Origin of the sequence: Pseudomonas poae RE*1-1-14, from assembly GCF_000336465.1 — a bacterium.
Taxonomy (GTDB): domain Bacteria; phylum Pseudomonadota; class Gammaproteobacteria; order Pseudomonadales; family Pseudomonadaceae; genus Aquipseudomonas; species Aquipseudomonas poae.
The window spans coordinates 2,611,795-2,628,568 of record NC_020209.1; the positions used below are offsets into that span (position 1 = coordinate 2,611,795).

17 protein-coding genes are annotated in these 16,774 nt (G+C 61.8%); 14 read left to right on the forward strand and 3 right to left on the reverse strand.

Going from position 1 to position 16,774, the window contains the following annotated elements:
* Positions 1–53: 53 nt before the first annotated feature.
* The 14 genes from nuoC (at position 54) to H045_RS11250 (ending at position 15,073) form a co-directional block, all read left to right on the forward strand.
* Complete coding sequence (gene nuoC / locus H045_RS11185) at positions 54–1,838, forward strand: NADH-quinone oxidoreductase subunit C/D (RefSeq protein WP_015372410.1); 1,785 nt, start codon at positions 54–56, stop codon at positions 1,836–1,838.
* Between the two features lie 2 nt (positions 1,839–1,840).
* Positions 1,841–2,338, forward strand: coding sequence for an NADH-quinone oxidoreductase subunit NuoE (gene nuoE / locus H045_RS11190; RefSeq protein ID WP_015372411.1), 498 nt, complete (start codon positions 1,841–1,843; stop codon positions 2,336–2,338).
* Entirely contained in the window at positions 2,335–3,693 is a 1,359-nt protein-coding gene (nuoF, locus tag H045_RS11195) for an NADH-quinone oxidoreductase subunit NuoF (protein WP_003232078.1), read from the forward strand. The genes nuoE and nuoF overlap by 4 nt, the downstream gene beginning before the upstream one ends.
* 134 nt (positions 3,694–3,827) lie before the next feature.
* Entirely contained in the window at positions 3,828–6,542 is a 2,715-nt protein-coding gene (gene nuoG / locus H045_RS11200; RefSeq protein ID WP_015372412.1) for an NADH-quinone oxidoreductase subunit NuoG, read from the forward strand.
* A complete protein-coding gene (nuoH, locus tag H045_RS11205; RefSeq protein ID WP_003232075.1) occupies positions 6,539–7,546 on the forward strand; it encodes an NADH-quinone oxidoreductase subunit NuoH in 1,008 nt (335 codons plus the stop codon). The genes nuoG and nuoH overlap by 4 nt, the downstream gene beginning before the upstream one ends.
* Positions 7,547–7,557: 11 nt before the next feature.
* Positions 7,558–8,106, forward strand: coding sequence for an NADH-quinone oxidoreductase subunit NuoI (nuoI, locus tag H045_RS11210; protein WP_003174725.1), 549 nt, complete (start codon positions 7,558–7,560; stop codon positions 8,104–8,106).
* Between the two features lie 9 nt (positions 8,107–8,115).
* A complete protein-coding gene (gene nuoJ / locus H045_RS11215; RefSeq protein WP_003232074.1) occupies positions 8,116–8,619 on the forward strand; it encodes an NADH-quinone oxidoreductase subunit J in 504 nt (167 codons plus the stop codon).
* Positions 8,620–8,621: 2 nt separating this feature from the next.
* Positions 8,622–8,930, forward strand: coding sequence for an NADH-quinone oxidoreductase subunit NuoK (nuoK, locus tag H045_RS11220; protein ID WP_003174727.1), 309 nt, complete (start codon positions 8,622–8,624; stop codon positions 8,928–8,930).
* A complete protein-coding gene (gene nuoL / locus H045_RS11225) occupies positions 8,927–10,780 on the forward strand; it encodes an NADH-quinone oxidoreductase subunit L (RefSeq protein WP_003232073.1) in 1,854 nt (617 codons plus the stop codon). Before nuoK ends, nuoL begins: the two co-directional genes overlap by 4 nt.
* Before the next feature lie 46 nt (positions 10,781–10,826).
* Positions 10,827–12,359 carry an NADH-quinone oxidoreductase subunit M gene (gene nuoM / locus H045_RS11230; RefSeq protein ID WP_015372413.1) on the forward strand — a complete coding sequence of 511 codons (1,533 nt, stop codon included), beginning with the start codon at positions 10,827–10,829 and terminating at the stop codon, positions 12,357–12,359.
* 7 nt (positions 12,360–12,366) lie between these two features.
* On the forward strand, positions 12,367–13,830 hold the full coding sequence (nuoN, locus tag H045_RS11235; protein ID WP_003232071.1) for an NADH-quinone oxidoreductase subunit NuoN: 1,464 nt from the start codon (positions 12,367–12,369) through the stop codon (positions 13,828–13,830).
* 240 nt (positions 13,831–14,070) lie between these two features.
* Positions 14,071–14,421, forward strand: coding sequence for a hypothetical protein (locus H045_RS11240; protein WP_003232069.1), 351 nt, complete (start codon positions 14,071–14,073; stop codon positions 14,419–14,421).
* The gene (locus H045_RS11245) at positions 14,411–14,725 is read left to right on the forward strand and encodes a helix-turn-helix domain-containing protein (RefSeq protein ID WP_015372414.1); all 315 of its coding nucleotides are present in this window, start codon (positions 14,411–14,413) and stop codon (positions 14,723–14,725) included. Before H045_RS11240 ends, H045_RS11245 begins: the two co-directional genes overlap by 11 nt.
* Before the next feature lie 111 nt (positions 14,726–14,836).
* The gene (locus H045_RS11250) at positions 14,837–15,073 is read left to right on the forward strand and encodes a DUF6555 family protein (RefSeq protein WP_003232065.1); all 237 of its coding nucleotides are present in this window, start codon (positions 14,837–14,839) and stop codon (positions 15,071–15,073) included.
* Between the two features lie 30 nt (positions 15,074–15,103).
* On the opposite strand, the gene H045_RS11255 is transcribed toward H045_RS11250, so the two are convergent.
* Genes H045_RS11255 through H045_RS11260 form a run of 3 tightly spaced genes read right to left on the reverse strand, consistent with a single transcriptional unit; the run spans position 15,104 to position 16,685 of the window.
* A complete protein-coding gene (locus tag H045_RS11255; protein WP_015372415.1) occupies positions 15,104–15,298 on the reverse strand; it encodes a DUF6021 family protein in 195 nt (64 codons plus the stop codon).
* 14 nt (positions 15,299–15,312) lie between these two features.
* Positions 15,313–15,489, reverse strand: a complete 177-nt coding sequence (locus H045_RS25265; RefSeq protein WP_003232061.1) for a hypothetical protein — start codon at positions 15,487–15,489, stop codon at positions 15,313–15,315.
* Positions 15,490–15,545: 56 nt separating this feature from the next.
* Positions 15,546–16,685 carry an MFS transporter gene (locus tag H045_RS11260; RefSeq protein WP_015372416.1) on the reverse strand — a complete coding sequence of 380 codons (1,140 nt, stop codon included), beginning with the start codon at positions 16,683–16,685 and terminating at the stop codon, positions 15,546–15,548.
* Between the last annotated feature and the right edge of the window lie 89 nt (positions 16,686–16,774).

Consider the following 16,774-nt stretch of genomic DNA (forward strand, 5'->3'; position numbering starts at 1 on the left):
TAGAACGAACACCTGGCCTCATTCTTTACGTTGACCGAAAGCGATAAAAAACCATGACTACAGGCAGTGCTCTGTACATCCCGCCTTATAAGGCAGACGACCAGGATGTGGTTGTCGAACTCAATAACCGTTTTGGCCCTGACGCCTTCACCGCCCAGGCCACACGCACCGGTATGCCGGTGCTGTGGGTGGCGCGCGCGCGGCTCGTCGAAGTCCTGAGCTTCCTGCGCAACCTGCCCAAGCCGTACGTCATGCTCTATGACCTGCATGGCGTGGACGAACGTCTGCGCACCAAGCGCCAGGGCTTGCCGAGCGGCGCCGATTTCACCGTGTTCTACCACCTGCTGTCGATCGAACGTAACAGCGACGTGATGATCAAGGTTGCCCTTTCCGAAGGCGACCTGAGCGTGCCGACCGTGACCGGTATCTGGCCCAACGCCAGCTGGTACGAACGCGAAGTCTGGGACATGTTCGGCATCGACTTCCCGGGCCACCCGCACCTGACGCGCATCATGATGCCGCCGACCTGGGAAGGTCACCCGCTGCGCAAGGACTACCCTGCCCGTGCCACCGAATTCGACCCGTTCAGCCTGACGCTCGCCAAGCAGCAGTTGGAAGAAGAAGCGGCGCGCTTTCGTCCGGAAGACTGGGGCATGAAGCGCTCCGGCACCAACGAGGACTACATGTTCCTCAACCTTGGGCCGAACCACCCTTCGGCTCACGGTGCCTTCCGCATCATCCTGCAACTGGACGGCGAAGAAATCGTCGACTGCGTGCCCGACATCGGCTACCACCATCGCGGCGCCGAGAAGATGGCCGAGCGTCAGTCCTGGCACAGCTTCATCCCGTACACCGACCGTATCGACTACCTGGGCGGCGTGATGAACAACCTGCCGTACGTGCTCTCGGTCGAGAAGCTCGCCGGCATCAAGGTGCCGGACCGCGTCGATACCATCCGCATCATGATGGCCGAGTTCTTCCGCATCACCAGCCACCTGCTGTTCCTGGGCACCTACATCCAGGACGTCGGCGCCATGACCCCGGTGTTCTTCACCTTCACCGACCGTCAACGCGCCTACAAGGTCATCGAAGCCGTCACCGGTTTCCGCCTGCACCCGGCCTGGTACCGCATCGGCGGCGTGGCCCACGACCTGCCAAATGGCTGGGAGCGTCTGGTCAAGGAATTCATCGACTGGATGCCCAAGCGTCTGGACGAATACCAGAAAGCCGCCCTGGACAACAGCATCCTCAAAGGCCGCACCATCGGCGTCGCCCAGTACAACACCAAAGAGGCCCTGGAATGGGGCGTCACCGGTGCCGGCCTGCGCTCCACCGGTTGCGATTTCGACCTGCGTAAAGCGCGCCCGTACTCCGGCTACCAGAACTTCGAGTTCGAAGTGCCGCTGGCCGCCAATGGCGATGCCTACGACCGTTGCATCGTGCGCGTCGAAGAAATGCGCCAGAGCCTCAAGATCATCGAGCAGTGCATGCGCAACATGCCGGCCGGCCCGTACAAGGCGGATCACCCGCTGACCACGCCGCCGCCGAAAGAACGCACGCTGCAGCACATCGAAACCCTGATCACGCACTTCCTGCAGGTTTCGTGGGGCCCGGTCATGCCGGCCAACGAATCCTTCCAGATGATCGAAGCGACCAAGGGTATCAACAGTTATTACCTGACGAGCGATGGCGGCACCATGAGCTACCGCACCCGGATTCGTACGCCAAGCTTCCCGCACTTGCAGCAGATCCCTTCGGTGATCAAAGGCGAGATGGTCGCGGACTTGATTGCGTACCTGGGTAGTATCGATTTCGTTATGGCCGACGTGGACCGCTAAGCATGAACAGCACGCTTATCCAGACAGACCGTTTCACCCTGAGTGAAACCGAGCGCTCGGCCATTGAGCACGAGCTGCATCACTACGAAGACCCGCGCGCGGCGTCGATCGAAGCATTGAAGGTCGTCCAGAAGGAACGTGGCTGGGTGCCGGACGGCGCCCTCTACGCCATCGGCGAGATCCTCGGCATCCCCGCCAGCGACGTTGAAGGCGTGGCCACGTTCTACAGCCAGATCTTCCGTCAGCCGGTAGGCCGCCACATCATTCGCGTGTGCGACAGCATGGTCTGCTACATCGGTGGTCACGAGTCCGTGGTCAGCGAAATCCAGGCCAAACTGGGCATCGGCCTTGGCCAGACCACCGCAGACGGGCGTTTCACGCTGCTGCCGGTGTGCTGCCTGGGCAACTGCGACAAGGCGCCGGCGTTGATGATCGACGACGACACATTCGGTGACGTCCAGCCTGCTGGCGTGGCCCAATTGCTCGAGGGCTACCCATGACCCTGACTTCTTTCGGCCCGGCCAACCTGATCAAGCGTTCGGCCGAGACCCACCCGCTCACCTGGCGTCTGCGTGACGACGGCGAACCCGTGTGGCTCGACGAATACCAGACCAAGAACGGCTACGCCGCTGCGCGCAAGGCCTTCGCCGACATGGCCCAGGACGACATCGTCCAGACCGTGAAAGACGCCGGCCTCAAGGGTCGCGGCGGTGCGGGTTTCCCCACTGGCGTGAAGTGGGGCCTGATGCCCAAGGACGAATCCATCAACATCCGCTACCTGTTGTGCAACGCGGATGAAATGGAGCCGAACACCTGGAAAGACCGCATGCTGATGGAGCAACTGCCCCATCTGCTGATCGAAGGCATGCTGATCAGCGCCCGCGCGCTGAAAACCTACCGTGGCTACATCTTCCTGCGTGGCGAATACACCACCGCCGCCAAGCACCTCAACCGCGCCGTGGCAGAAGCCAAGGCCGCTGGCCTGCTGGGCAAGAACATCCTCGGTTCCGGTTTTGACTTCGAGCTGTTCGTGCACACCGGCGCCGGGCGTTACATCTGCGGTGAAGAAACCGCACTGATCAACTCCCTCGAAGGCCGCCGCGCCAACCCGCGCTCCAAGCCGCCCTTCCCCGCCGCCGTGGGCGTGTGGGGCAAGCCGACCTGCGTGAACAACGTCGAAACCCTGTGCAACGTGCCGGCGATCATCGCCGACGGCGTGGACTGGTACAAATCGTTGGCCCGCGAAGGCAGCGAAGACATGGGCACCAAGCTCATGGGCTTCTCCGGCAAGGTCAAGAACCCTGGCCTGTGGGAGCTGCCATTTGGCGTCACCGCACGCGAGCTGTTCGAGGACTACGCTGGCGGCATGCGCGACGGCTACACCTTGAAAGCCTGGCAGCCAGGCGGCGCCGGTACCGGCTTCCTGCTCCCCGAGCACCTCGACGCACAGATGTATGCCGGCGGCATCGGCAAGGTGGGCACCCGGATGGGTACTGGCCTGGCCATGGCGGTGGACAACACGGTGAACATGGTCTCGCTGCTGCGCAACATGGAGCAGTTCTTTGCCCGTGAATCCTGCGGCTTCTGCACCCCGTGCCGTGACGGTCTGCCGTGGAGCGTGAAGCTACTGATGGCCCTGGAAAACGGCGAAGGCCGCGAAGGAGACATCGAGACCCTGTTGGGTCTGGTCGGTTTCCTCGGCCCAGGCAAGACTTTCTGTGCTCACGCACCGGGCGCCGTGGAGCCATTGGGCAGCGCAATCAAATACTTCCGCCCTGAATTCGAGGCCGGCATCGCGCCAACCCGCGCGGGCGAGCTCACTCAGGTGGTATCGCCGACCATGGTCGGCGCGTAACGCTTTAAAGGCGAAGGGCCCGTGCCCTTCGCTTTCTCATGTGCTGACGCCTTGATGGCTGTGTAGATGCACATGAATAACAAGATTCCATTAGCCACGCCCGCTGACAACGGGCCAACGAAGAACTTTGAACCATGGCCACTATCCACGTAGACGGCAAAGCGCTCGAAGTCGATGGGGCGGACAACCTGTTACAGGCATGTCTGTCACTCGGCCTCGACATCCCGTATTTCTGCTGGCACCCCGCGCTCGGTAGCGTCGGTGCCTGTCGCCAGTGTGCGGTCAAGCAGTACACCGACGAGAACGACACCCGTGGTCGTATCGTCATGTCGTGCATGACCCCAGCCACCGACAACACCTGGATCTCCATCGAAGATGAAGAATCCAAGGCGTTCCGCGCCAGTGTCGTCGAATGGCTGATGACCAACCACCCCCACGACTGCCCGGTCTGTGAGGAAGGCGGTCACTGCCACCTGCAAGACATGACGGTGATGACCGGCCACAACGAGCGCCGCTATCGCTTCACCAAGCGCACCCACCAGAACCAGGACCTCGGCCCGTTCATTTCCCACGAAATGAACCGCTGCATCGCCTGCTACCGCTGCGTGCGTTTCTACAAAGACTACGCCGGCGGCACCGACCTCGGCGTCTTCGGTGCCCACGACAACGTGTACTTCGGTCGCGTTGAAGATGGCGTGCTCGAAAGCGAGTTCTCCGGCAACCTCACCGAGGTCTGCCCGACCGGTGTGTTCACCGACAAGACCCACTCCGAGCGCTACAACCGCAAGTGGGACATGCAATTCGCGCCGAGCATCTGCCATGGTTGCTCCAGCGGTTGCAACATCTCCCCGGGCGAGCGCTACGGTGAACTGCGCCGCATCGAAAACCGCTTCAACGGTTCGGTCAACCAGTACTTCCTGTGCGACCGTGGCCGTTTCGGCTATGGCTACGTCAACCGCAAGGATCGTCCGCGCCAGCCGTTGCTGGCCGATGGCACCCCACTGAGCCTGGACAGCGCGCTGGATAAAGCCGCCGAACTGCTGCGCGGCCGCAACATCGTCGGTATCGGTTCGCCACGCGCCAGCCTCGAAAGCAACTTCGCGTTGCGCGAGCTGGTCGGCGCCGAGCACTTCTACTGCGGTATCGAAGCCGGCGAGCTGGAGCGCATCCGTCTGGTCCTGCAAGTGCTGAATGACAGCCCGCTGCCAGTGCCGAACATGCGCGACATCGAAGACCACGATGCGATCTTCGTACTCGGTGAAGACCTGACCCAGACCGCTGCGCGCGTGGCACTCTCCCTGCGCCAGTCGGTCAAGGGCAAGGCCGAAGACATGGCCGACGCCATGCGCGTGCAGCCGTGGCTCGACGCCGCCGTGAAAAACATCGGCCAGCACGCGCTGAACCCGCTGTTTATCGCCTCCCTGGCTGAAACCAAGCTCGACGATATCGCCGAAGAATGCGTCCACGCCGCACCCGACGACCTGGCCCGCATCGGTTTCGCCGTGGCCCACGCCCTCGACGCGAGCGCACCGGCCGTCGAAGGCCTGGACACTGAAGCCCTCGAACTGGCCCAACGCATCGCCGACGCCCTGCTGGCGGCCAAGCGTCCATTGATCATTGCCGGCACCTCGCTGGGTTCCAAGGCGCTGATCGAAGCCGCCGCCAACATCGCCAAGGCCTTGAAGCTGCGCGACAAGAACGGCTCCATCAGCCTGGTGGTGCCGGAAGCCAACAGCCTTGGCCTGGCCATGCTCGGCGGCGAGTCCCTCGACGCCGGCCTGCAAGCGGTGATCGACGGCAACGCCGACGCCATCGTGGTGCTGGAAAACGACCTGTACACCCGCACCGCTGCCGCCAAGGTTGACGCTGCACTGAGCGCTGCCAAGGTCCTGATCGTGGCCGACCACCAGCAGACCGCAACCAGTGAACGCGCCCATCTGGTACTGCCGGCCGCCACCTTCGCCGAAGGCGACGGTACGCTGGTCAGCCAGGAAGGCCGCGCCCAGCGCTTCTTCCAGGTGTTCGATCCGAAATACATGGACGCCAGCATCCTGGTTCACGAAGGCTGGCGCTGGCTGCATGCCCTGCGCGCGACCCTGCTGAACCAGCCGATCGACTGGACCCAGCTCGACCACGTCACCGCCGCTACCGCCGCCAGCGCGCCACAACTGGCCCGCATCGTCGATGCCGCACCGTCCGCCGCGTTCCGCATCAAAGGCATGAAACTGGCCCGCGAACCGCTGCGCTACTCCGGCCGCACGGCCATGCGCGCCGATATCAGCGTGCACGAACCGCGCACCCCGCAGGACCATGACACCGCGTTCGCCTTCTCCATGGAAGGCTATTCGGGTTCAGCCGAACCCCGTCAGCAGGTGCCGTTTGCCTGGTCGCCGGGCTGGAACTCGCCTCAGGCCTGGAACAAGTTCCAGGACGAAGTCGGTGGTCACATCCGCGCTGGCGACCCGGGCACCCGCCTGATCGAAACCCAGGGCGACTCGCTGAACTGGTTCGCCGCCGTACCGCGTCCATTCAACCCGGCGCCGGGCACTTGGCAGGTTGTGCCGTTCTTCCATCTGTTCGGCAGCGAAGAAAACTCTTCCAAGGCCGCACCGGTGCAAGAGCGCATTCCGCACGCCTACGTGTCGCTGGCCAAGTCCGAAGCCGATCGCCTGGGCGTCAACGACGGTGCCCTGCTCAGCCTGAACGTGGCCGGCCAGACCCTGCGTCTGCCGCTGCGCATCAACGATGAGCTGGGTGCGGGCCTGGTTGCACTGCCTAAAGGCCTCGCCGGTATCCCGCCTGCGATCTTTGGCAAAACCGTTGACGGTCTGCAGGAGGCAGCGCAATGACCTGGTTCACCCCTGAAGTGATCGACGTGATCATCTCGGTCCTCAAGGCCATCGTGATCCTGTTGGCCGTGGTCGTTGCGGGCGCCCTGCTCAGCTTCGTCGAACGCCGTCTGCTGGGCTGGTGGCAGGACCGTTACGGTCCGAACCGCGTTGGCCCGTTCGGCATGTTCCAGATCGCCGCCGACATGCTGAAGATGTTCTTCAAGGAAGACTGGACGCCGCCGTTCGCCGACAAGGTGATCTTCACCCTGGCGCCGGTGGTTGCCATGAGCGCCTTGCTGATCGCCTTCGCGGTCATCCCGATCACCCCGACCTGGGGCGTGGCGGACCTGAACATCGGCCTGCTGTTCTTCTTCGCCATGGCCGGTCTGTCGGTGTACGCGGTGCTGTTCGCCGGTTGGTCGAGCAACAACAAGTTCGCCCTGCTGGGCAGCTTGCGCGCCTCGGCCCAGACCGTGTCCTACGAAGTGTTCATGGGCCTGGCGCTGATGGGCATCGTGGTGCAGGTCGGCTCGTTCAACATGCGCGACATCGTCGAGTATCAGGCGCAGAACCTGTGGTTCATCATTCCGCAGTTCTTCGGCTTCTGTACCTTCTTCATCGCAGGCGTGGCCGTGACTCACCGTCACCCCTTCGACCAGCCGGAAGCGGAACAGGAACTGGCCGACGGTTACCACATTGAATATGCCGGCATGAAGTGGGGCATGTTCTTCGTCGGTGAGTACATCGGCATCATCCTGATCTCGGCCCTGCTGGTGACGCTGTTCTTCGGCGGCTGGCACGGTCCGTTTGGCATCCTGCCGCAGTTGGCGTTCTTCTGGTTCTTCCTCAAGACCGCGTTCTTCATCATGTTGTTTATCCTGCTGCGCGCTTCCATTCCGCGTCCACGATACGACCAGGTGATGGATTTCAGCTGGCGCTTCTGCCTGCCACTGACCCTGATCAATTTGCTGGTGACCGCTGCCGTTGTGTTGTTGAACACGCCAGCGGCCGCGGTTCAGTGAGGATTTGACCCATGTTCAAATATATTGGCGACATCGTTAAGGGTACTGGTACCCAGTTGCGAAGCCTTGTGATGGTGTTCGGTCACGGCTTTCGCAAACGCGACACCCTGCAATACCCGGAAGAAGCGGTGTACCTGCCGCCGCGCTACCGCGGCCGCATCGTGCTCACCCGCGACCCGGATGGCGAAGAGCGTTGCGTAGCCTGCAACCTGTGCGCCGTGGCGTGCCCGGTGGGTTGCATCTCCCTGCAGAAAGCTGAAACCGAAGACGGTCGCTGGTACCCGGACTTCTTCCGCATCAACTTCTCGCGCTGCATTTTCTGCGGCCTCTGCGAGGAAGCTTGCCCGACCACCGCGATCCAGCTCACGCCGGATTTCGAGATGGCCGAGTTCAAACGTCAGGACCTGGTGTACGAGAAAGAAGATCTGCTGATCTCTGGTCCCGGTAAAAACCCTGATTACAACTTCTATCGTGTTGCAGGTATGGCCGTTGCCGGTAAGCCCAAGGGCGCCGCACAAAACGAAGCCGAGCCGATCAACGTGAAGAGCTTGCTGCCTTAAGGAAGAAAGATGGAATTCGCTTTCTATTTCGCATCGGGTATCGCGGTTGTGTCCACGCTTCGCGTGATCACCAACAACAACCCCGTGCACGCCCTGCTCTACCTGATCATTTCGCTGATCGCCGTGGCGATGACCTTCTTTGCCCTCGGCGCGCCGTTCGCCGGTGTGCTGGAAGTGATCGCCTACGCCGGCGCCATCATGGTGCTGTTCGTGTTCGTGGTGATGATGCTCAACCTGGGGCCGGCTTCGGTCGCCCAGGAACGCGTCTGGCTCAAGCCCGGCATCTGGCTCGGCCCGGTTGTCCTCGCAGCCCTGCTGCTGGGTGAGCTGCTGTATGTGCTGTTCGCTCACCAGAGCGGCCAGGCCATCGGCCACACCACCGTAGATGCCAAGGCCGTGGGTGTGAGCCTGTTCGGCCCGTACCTGCTGGTGGTCGAACTGGCTTCGATGCTGCTGCTCGCGGCAGCCATCACCGCCTTCCACTTGGGCCGCAACGAAGCCAAGGAGCAATGACGATGCCTGCTATCCCTTTGGAGCATGGTCTGGCGGTCGCCGGCATCCTGTTCTGCCTTGGCCTGGTCGGCCTGATGGTGCGCCGTAACATTTTGTTCGTGTTGATGAGCCTGGAAATCATGATGAATGCCGCAGCACTGGCGTTCATCGTGGCAGGCGCTCGTTGGGGCCAGCCGGATGGACAAGTCATGTTCATCCTGGTGATCAGCCTGGCAGCCGCCGAGGCCAGCATCGGCCTGGCGATCCTGCTGCAGCTGTACCGTCGCTTCCACACGCTTGATATCGACGCTGCCAGTGAGATGCGCGGATGAACATGATCTTTCTGACTTTCGTATTTCCCCTGATCGGTTTCCTGCTGCTGTCGTTCTCTCGCGGGCGCTGGTCGGAAAACCTCTCGGCCTTGATCGGCGTGGGCTCCATTGGCCTGTCGGCCATCGTCGCGGCCTATGTCATCTGGCAATTCAACGTAGCCCCGCCCGAAGGCGGCCACTACACCCTGGTGCTGTGGCAGTGGATGTCGGTCGAGGGCTTCAAGCCCAACTTCGCCCTCTACGTGGACGGCCTGTCGATCACCATGCTCGGCGTGGTCGTCGGCGTAGGCTTCCTGATCCACCTGTTCGCGTCCTGGTACATGCGCGGTGAAGCGGGCTACTCGCGCTTCTTCTCGTACACCAACCTGTTTATCGCCAGCATGCTGTTTCTGGTACTGGGCGATAACCTGTTGTTCCTGTACTTCGGCTGGGAAGGCGTGGGCCTGTGCTCGTACCTGTTGATCGGTTTCTACTACAGCAACCGCAACAACGGTAACGCGGCGCTCAAGGCGTTTATCGTCACCCGTATCGGCGACGTGTTCATGGCCATCGGCCTGTTCATCCTGTTCCAACAGGTGGGCACGCTGAACATTCAGGAACTGCTGGTGCTGGCACCGCAGAAATTCCAGGTCGGCGACTTCTGGATCACCCTGGCCACGCTGATGCTGCTGGGCGGCGCCGTGGGTAAATCCGCGCAACTGCCGCTGCAAACCTGGCTGGCGGATGCGATGGCCGGTCCTACCCCGGTTTCGGCCCTGATTCACGCCGCAACCATGGTGACCGCCGGTGTCTACCTGATCGCACGGACCCACGGCCTGTTCACCCTGGCGCCGGACATCCTGCATCTTGTAGGCATCGTCGGCGGCGTGACCCTGGTACTGGCCGGCTTCGCCGCGCTAGTGCAGACCGACATCAAGCGCATCCTCGCCTACTCGACCATGAGCCAGATCGGCTACATGTTCCTGGCCCTGGGCGTCGGCGCCTGGGACGCGGCGATCTTCCACCTGATGACCCACGCGTTCTTCAAGGCACTGCTGTTCCTCGCCTCCGGTGCGGTGATCGTGGCCTGCCACCACGAGCAGAACATCTTCAAGATGGGCGGCCTGTGGAAGAAACTGCCGCTGGCCTATGCCAGCTTCATCGTCGGTGGTGCCGCCCTGGCCGCGCTGCCACTGGTGACCGCCGGTTTCTATTCCAAGGACGAAATCCTCTGGGAAGCCTTTGCCAGCGGTAACCAGAACCTGCTGTATGCAGGCCTGGTGGGTGCGTTCATGACCTCGCTGTACACCTTCCGCCTGATCTTCATCACCTTCCACGGTGAAGCCAAGACCGAAGCGCACGCAGGTCACGGCATCTCCCACTGGCTGCCGCTGTCGGTGCTGATCATCCTGTCGACCTTCATCGGCGCGATGATCACCCCGCCACTGGCCGGTGTACTCCCGGAAAGCGCCGGGCATGCCGGTGGCGCCGCCAAGCACAGTCTGGAAATCGCCTCGGGCGCTATCGCCCTGGCCGGTATCCTGCTGGCTGCGCTGCTGTTCCTTGGCAAGCGTCGCTTCGTCACGGCCGTGGCCAACAGTGGCATCGGGCGCTTCCTGTCGGCCTGGTGGTTCGCCGCCTGGGGCTTCGATTGGATCTACGACAAACTGTTCGTCAAGCCTTACCTTGCGATCAGCCATGTACTGCGCAAAGACCCGCTCGACCAGACCATCGGTTTGATCCCGCGCGCCGCCAAGGCCGGTCACACCGCCCTGAGCCGCAGCGAGACCGGCCAACTGCGTTGGTATGCAGCGTCCATGGCGGCCGGTGCCGTTCTGGTGATTGGCGCTATCGTCGTCGTGGCGGTCTGACCATGTCTATGCACTTTGCGAACTTGCGAAAGGAAACGAGCCCGTCATGATTCTGCCCTGGCTAATCCTGATCCCCTTTATCGGCGGCCTGCTCTGCTGGATGGGTGAACGCTTCGGCGCCACCCTGCCCCGCTGGATTGCGTTGCTGACCATGTCCCTGGAACTCGCGCTCGGCCTCTGGCTGTGGGCCCACGGTGACTATTCATTCGCTCCGGCTCCAGGCGTCGATCCCACGTTCGCGCTTGAATTCAAGCACGTGTGGATCCAGCGCTTCGGCATCAACGTGCACCTGGCCCTCGACGGCCTGTCGCTGTTGATGATCCTGCTGACCGGCCTGCTGGGTATCCTCTCGGTACTCTGCTCGTGGAAAGAGATCCAGCGTCACGTGGGTTTCTTCCACCTGAACCTGATGTGGATCCTGGGCGGCGTTGTTGGCGTGTTCCTCGCCCTCGACCTGTTCATGTTCTTCTTCTTCTGGGAAATGATGCTGGTGCCGATGTACTTCCTCATCGCGCTCTGGGGTCACAGTTCTTCGGACGGCAAGAAAACCCGGATCTACGCGGCGACCAAGTTCTTCATCTTCACCCAGGCTTCCGGCCTGATCATGTTGGTGGCGATCCTGGGTCTGGTTCTGGTCAACTTCAATAGCACGGGCGTGATCACTTTCAACTACGCCGACCTGTTGAAAACCAAGATGTCCCTGACCACCGAGTACATCCTGATGCTGGGCTTCTTCATCGCGTTTGCGGTGAAGCTGCCGGTGGTGCCCTTCCACTCCTGGTTGCCGGATGCTCACGCCCAGGCGCCGACCGCCGGTTCCGTGGACCTGGCCGGTATCCTGTTGAAGACCGCGGCCTACGGCTTGCTGCGTTTCGCCCTGCCGCTGTTCCCGAATGCCTCGGCCGAGTTCGCGCCGATTGCCATGACCCTGGGTCTGATCGGGATCTTCTACGGTGCGTTCCTGGCCTTCGCGCAAACCGACATCAAACGTCTGATCGCCTTCTCGTCCGTTTCCCACATGGGTTTCGTCCTGATCGGTATCTACTCCGGCAGCCAGCTGGCGTTGCAGGGCGCGGTGATCCAGATGCTGGCTCATGGTGTCTCGGCCGCCGCGCTGTTTATCCTGAGTGGTCAGCTGTACGAGCGTCTGCACACCCGTGACATGCGTGAAATGGGTGGCGTGTGGTCGCGCATCGCGTACCTGCCGGCGATCAGCCTGTTCTTTGCCGCTGCGTCGTTGGGCTTGCCGGGTACCGGAAACTTCATCGGCGAGTTCCTGATCCTGATGGGGGCCTTTGTGCAGACGCCATGGATCAGTGCGATTGCCACCTCCGGCCTGGTATTCGGTTCGGTCTACTCGCTGATCATGATCCACCGCGCCTACTTCGGCCCGGCCAAGTCCGACACCGTCCTGCAAGGGATGGATGCGCGCGAACTGATCATGGTGCTCGGCCTTGCGTTGCTGCTGATCTACATCGGCGTGTACCCGCAACCGTTCCTGGACACGTCTGCCGCCACGATGCATGGCGTGCAGCAGTGGTTCGGCACCGCCTTCTCTCAACTCGCTTCGGCCCGGTAAGAGCGCTATGGAATTCACGATCCAACACTTTATCGCGCTTGCGCCGCTGCTGATCACCAGCCTCACCATCGTGGTGGTGATGCTGGCGATCGCCTGGCGCCGCAATCACTCGCAAACGTTCCTGCTGTCCTGTGCCGGTCTGAACCTGGCCCTGCTGTCGATCATCCCGGCGCTCAAGGTGGCACCACTGGCGGTCACGCCTTTGATGATGGTCGATGACTTCGCGCTGCTGTACATCGCGTTGATCCTGGTCGCGACCTTGGCCTGCGTCACCCTCGCCCACGCCTACCTCGGCGAAGGCGGCACCGGTTACCCAGGCAACAAGGAAGAGCTGTACCTGCTGATCCTGCTGGCGGCGGCCGGCGGTATCGTGCTGGTCAGCGCACAGCACCTGGCGGGCCTGTTCATCGGCCTGGAACTGCTGTCGATCCCGACCTACGGCTTGGTGGCCTACGCCTTCTTCAACAAGCGCTCTCTGGAAGCCGGCATCAAGTACATGGTGCTGTCGGCGGCAGGTTCGGCGTTCCTGTTGTTCGGTATGGCCCTGCTCTACGCCGAAGCCGGCAGCCTGAGCTTCACCGGTATCGGTCACGCCCTGGCCACCACCAGCATGCCTGCGCCGATTGCCCAACTGGGCCTGGCGATGATGCTGATCGGCCTGGCTTTCAAGCTGTCGCTGGTGCCGTTCCACCTGTGGACCCCGGACGTGTACGAAGGCGCCCCGGCGCCAGTGGCTGCGTTCCTGGCGACCGCATCGAAGGTGGCAGTGTTTGCGGTGATGGTGCGTCTGTTCCAGATCTCGCCTGCGGCCAACACCGGTGTGCTGAGCAACGTACTGACCGTGATCGCCATTGCGTCGATCCTGTTCGGCAACCTGCTGGCACTGACCCAGAACAACCTCAAGCGTCTGCTGGGTTACTCGTCCATCGCCCACTTCGGCTACCTGCTGATCGCCCTGGTGGCGAGCAACGGCCTGGCCGTGGAAGCCATCGGCGTGTACCTGGTCACCTACGTGATCACCAGCCTGGGCGCGTTCGGCGTGATCACCCTGATGTCCTCGCCGTACAAGGGCCGTGACGCCGACGCGCTGTACGAATACCGCGGCCTGTTCTGGCGCCGTCCGTACCTGACCGCCGTCCTCACTGTGATGATGTTGTCCTTGGCGGGTATCCCGCTGACGGCGGGCTTTATCGGCAAGTTCTACATCGTTGCTACCGGTGTTGAAGCGCACCAATGGTGGCTGGTTGCGTCCTTGGTACTGGGCAGCGCCATCGGCGTGTTCTACTACCTGCGCGTGATGGTCACCCTGTACCTGATCGAGCCGAACCTGCGCCGCGTCGACGCCGAGCTGCACTGGGAACAGAAGGCAGGCGGCGTGATGCTGCTGGCCATCGCCCTCCTCGCGTTCTTCCTGGGCGTGTACCCACAACCGTTGCTCACCCTGGTGCAGCATGCGGTGCTGGGCGTTTGATCGCTTAGTCAAATGCAGTAAACAGAACGGCGCCTTCGGGCGCCGTTTTGCGTTTCTGGGGCGTGCGGCCTCTGCCCTTCCCTGTTCGCGGAATTTTCCTGTTCCATCTACCTCTTCATCTGGCATCCATGCGTTTGAGGCGACCTTATGGTGGTTGCGTTTTAAGAAGGTTCCCACAGCACGGTCACTTGACACCCTTGCGAGTGGGTCAGCAAACTATACGCAGGCTACGTACATAACATGGATGCTCTATTTATCGAACTGCCGGCCTTCGAGCGGCATCGCAAGGATTATCTGAGTGACGAGCTTTTCCACGGTTTTCAACAGGTGTTGATGAAAAACCCGGAAGCGGGAGACGTGATCGAAGGCACCGGCGGATTGCGCAAGGTTCGCTTCGTCGATCAGCGGCGCAACAAAGGTAAACGCGGTGGCCTGCGAGTCATTTACTACTGGTGGTCAGGCGGCACTCAATTCTGGCTGTTCACCCTGTACGGCAAGCATGAACAGGACGATCTTGCCCCCCACCACAAAAAAACGCTTAAACAGATGCTGGACAAGGAAATCAAAGCGAGGACACCCCATGAAACGTGAAATTTTCTCCGAACTGGTCGAAGGCTTCGACGCATTGGCCGAGGAGCGCCAGGGCAAAGTCACCCTGCGTACCCACAAGGTTCAACTCACCTACCTGGCACCGCTCACCGCCGAAGAAGTGGTTGCGGTGCGTCAGCAGCTCAACCTGTCCCGCGCGGTATTCGCCATGTACTTGCGCACCAATACCCGCACGCTGGAAAACTGGGAGCAAGGTCGAGCCAAACCCAATGCTCAGGCAGTGACGCTGATCCGTCTGGTAGCACGCTTTCCGGAAACCGTGGCGCAGTTGGCCGCATTGACTTGATGGACTGCTCGTTTCTCGCCTGTAAGGCAGCTGGGCATCATGCAGGTTGTCATTTTGAATGAACCTTTCATAACGCCTTCCTATCCATTTATAACAAGACAGGGAGGCAACATGAGTACCGCAAAAATCTACACCATCCACTACCACCTGCACGGTACGCCGAAATCCTTTGTCGTACGTGCCGACGTCATGAATAACGCTGAAGCCTGGCACTGGGCGGCCGTTGATGCCGACATTGCACACGTTAGTCGTATCGGCCGCGTAGGCCATGAGCAGGTCAAGAAAACCACGCGCCCCTGGGCGGAGAAATACGGCATCACCGAAGTCAGCTGGAACCCACCCAGATAAACAAAGCCCCGCACAATGGCGGGGCTTTTTTTACTTTTTCAAGTCGCCCAACGGATCGTAGGGCGGCTTTTTTTCCGACTGCTTTTTCTCGTCCAGCGGGGCGATAGCCGGGCCGATGGGATCGACCTGCGGGTCCGACACATCGGGAGAGTCGGGGTCGAAACCCAGCTCGTCATTCTGCGTGGCATGCTCGCTTGAACTCGGGCCTTTCGGGGGATTGCTCATGGTGATCTCCTCTCTTACAACGGACGGGCCTTGTCATGGAGATTGTCGAGGTTTTTCTCGACGTGCTTCACATCGTCGTCCGGCCGGTCCTGTGGGTCGTTGGGGCGCAACGCATCGTTGTCACGCTCCTCTTCGCCAGGGGTGCGATGGGAATCGGGCGTACCCGGCGGTGGCTGCTTGTATTCGGGCATGGTGGCGTACCTGTGAAGGGCTTCACAAGGTTAGAGAAACCGCGCGCGGCCATCGTTCAACTTGTTTGCCCCCGCGCCTGCGTGCGCCAGCACAACAGCGCACTGATCGCAATCGCCGCGCCCGCCAGGCCAAACACCAGCGACGCCGAGGCCACCGGCAATAACAACCCCGCCAGCAACGGCCCGAAACCCGCGCCGATATCGCGCCATACCGCGTTGGACGCGAGCGCCGATACCCGCATCGAGCCTGGGTTGCGCTCAGTCACCAGGGTGGTCACCAAGGGCAGTTGCAAGGCACGCAGCACCAGCACCGCCGCTGCGCCGGCAATCACCCACTCACTGCCGAACGCCCCCAGCGCCAGGGCGCTCATGAATGAAAACAGCAACAGCATCGAGGTGGCCCCGAACCGCTGCGCCGCATGCCCCCCCAATGGGCTGAGCAATAATTCCGATAAATACCGCAGGCCCATCAGACCACCGGCGATCAGCACCGCGTCACCGCCCACGATCTTCTGCGCCTGGATCGACAGGCCAAAGATAAACAGGCCGTCCAGCGCCACGCCCTCGATAAACGACCACAACGCCACACTGTCGGGCCAGTTGAAACGTCGCCCCGGCGTGCTGTGCAGATCGTGCCCGGTACTGGGCAACCCGCGCGCCAGCCACAGCCCCATGAGGCAGCACACGGTGAGGATCAGGAAAATCGGGCGCGGCCCGGCCCACAAGGTCAGCAGCCCGCCCAGCGGCAACGCCAGCATCGGCCCCAGGGCGATCAACGCCCGTGAGCGCCCTGCCCGGCGCGCGGCGCCGTCCAGTTCGGAGGTGGCCAATACCTGGGTCGACAGGTTCAACGCCGCATAACACAGGCCCCACACCAGCCGCAGTCCGAGCAAGGCAGCAAAGCCGGACAACACCGAGTTGCCCAAGGCACACAGCGCAGCAGCGCCGGCAGCAAGCATGCAAGTGAGTCGATCGCCGTGACGTGCATAGAAATTCAGCACATGCCGATAGCCAAAGATCCGCACCAGGCGGTTGGCCGCCAACAGCACGCCGGCCTGGGCCAACGTGATGCCGAAGGCTTCTGACTCCATCGGCAGCAGCAGGTAAAGCAACACGTCACTGGGCAGGCAGAACCCGAGGGTCAGCGCGGCGCGGCGAGAGGTGGCATCGGCGGTATGGTGGGTCTGGCTGGTCATAAAGCTGAAACATTTAGAATCAGGTCGTCACACTAGCCCTCACCCGCGCTGCTTTACAAGGGTCAGATCCGCTGCCGGTCAGTGAGTTT

Coding starts and splice junctions, on each gene's coding strand:
- nuoC (WP_015372410.1), top strand. CDS start 54: ATGACTACAGGCAGTGCTCTGTACATCCCGCCTTATAAGGCAGACGAC.
- nuoE (WP_015372411.1), top strand. CDS start 1,841: ATGAACAGCACGCTTATCCAGACAGACCGTTTCACCCTGAGTGAAACC.
- nuoF (WP_003232078.1), top strand. CDS start 2,335: ATGACCCTGACTTCTTTCGGCCCGGCCAACCTGATCAAGCGTTCGGCC.
- nuoG (WP_015372412.1), top strand. CDS start 3,828: ATGGCCACTATCCACGTAGACGGCAAAGCGCTCGAAGTCGATGGGGCG.
- nuoH (WP_003232075.1), top strand. CDS start 6,539: ATGACCTGGTTCACCCCTGAAGTGATCGACGTGATCATCTCGGTCCTC.
- nuoI (WP_003174725.1), top strand. CDS start 7,558: ATGTTCAAATATATTGGCGACATCGTTAAGGGTACTGGTACCCAGTTG.
- nuoJ (WP_003232074.1), top strand. CDS start 8,116: ATGGAATTCGCTTTCTATTTCGCATCGGGTATCGCGGTTGTGTCCACG.
- nuoK (WP_003174727.1), top strand. CDS start 8,622: ATGCCTGCTATCCCTTTGGAGCATGGTCTGGCGGTCGCCGGCATCCTG.
- nuoL (WP_003232073.1), top strand. CDS start 8,927: ATGAACATGATCTTTCTGACTTTCGTATTTCCCCTGATCGGTTTCCTG.
- nuoM (WP_015372413.1), top strand. CDS start 10,827: ATGATTCTGCCCTGGCTAATCCTGATCCCCTTTATCGGCGGCCTGCTC.
- nuoN (WP_003232071.1), top strand. CDS start 12,367: ATGGAATTCACGATCCAACACTTTATCGCGCTTGCGCCGCTGCTGATC.
- H045_RS11240 (WP_003232069.1), top strand. CDS start 14,071: ATGGATGCTCTATTTATCGAACTGCCGGCCTTCGAGCGGCATCGCAAG.
- H045_RS11245 (WP_015372414.1), top strand. CDS start 14,411: ATGAAACGTGAAATTTTCTCCGAACTGGTCGAAGGCTTCGACGCATTG.
- H045_RS11250 (WP_003232065.1), top strand. CDS start 14,837: ATGAGTACCGCAAAAATCTACACCATCCACTACCACCTGCACGGTACG.
- H045_RS11255 (WP_015372415.1), bottom strand. CDS start 15,298: ATGAGCAATCCCCCGAAAGGCCCGAGTTCAAGCGAGCATGCCACGCAG.
- H045_RS25265 (WP_003232061.1), bottom strand. CDS start 15,489: ATGCCCGAATACAAGCAGCCACCGCCGGGTACGCCCGATTCCCATCGC.
- H045_RS11260 (WP_015372416.1), bottom strand. CDS start 16,685: ATGACCAGCCAGACCCACCATACCGCCGATGCCACCTCTCGCCGCGCC.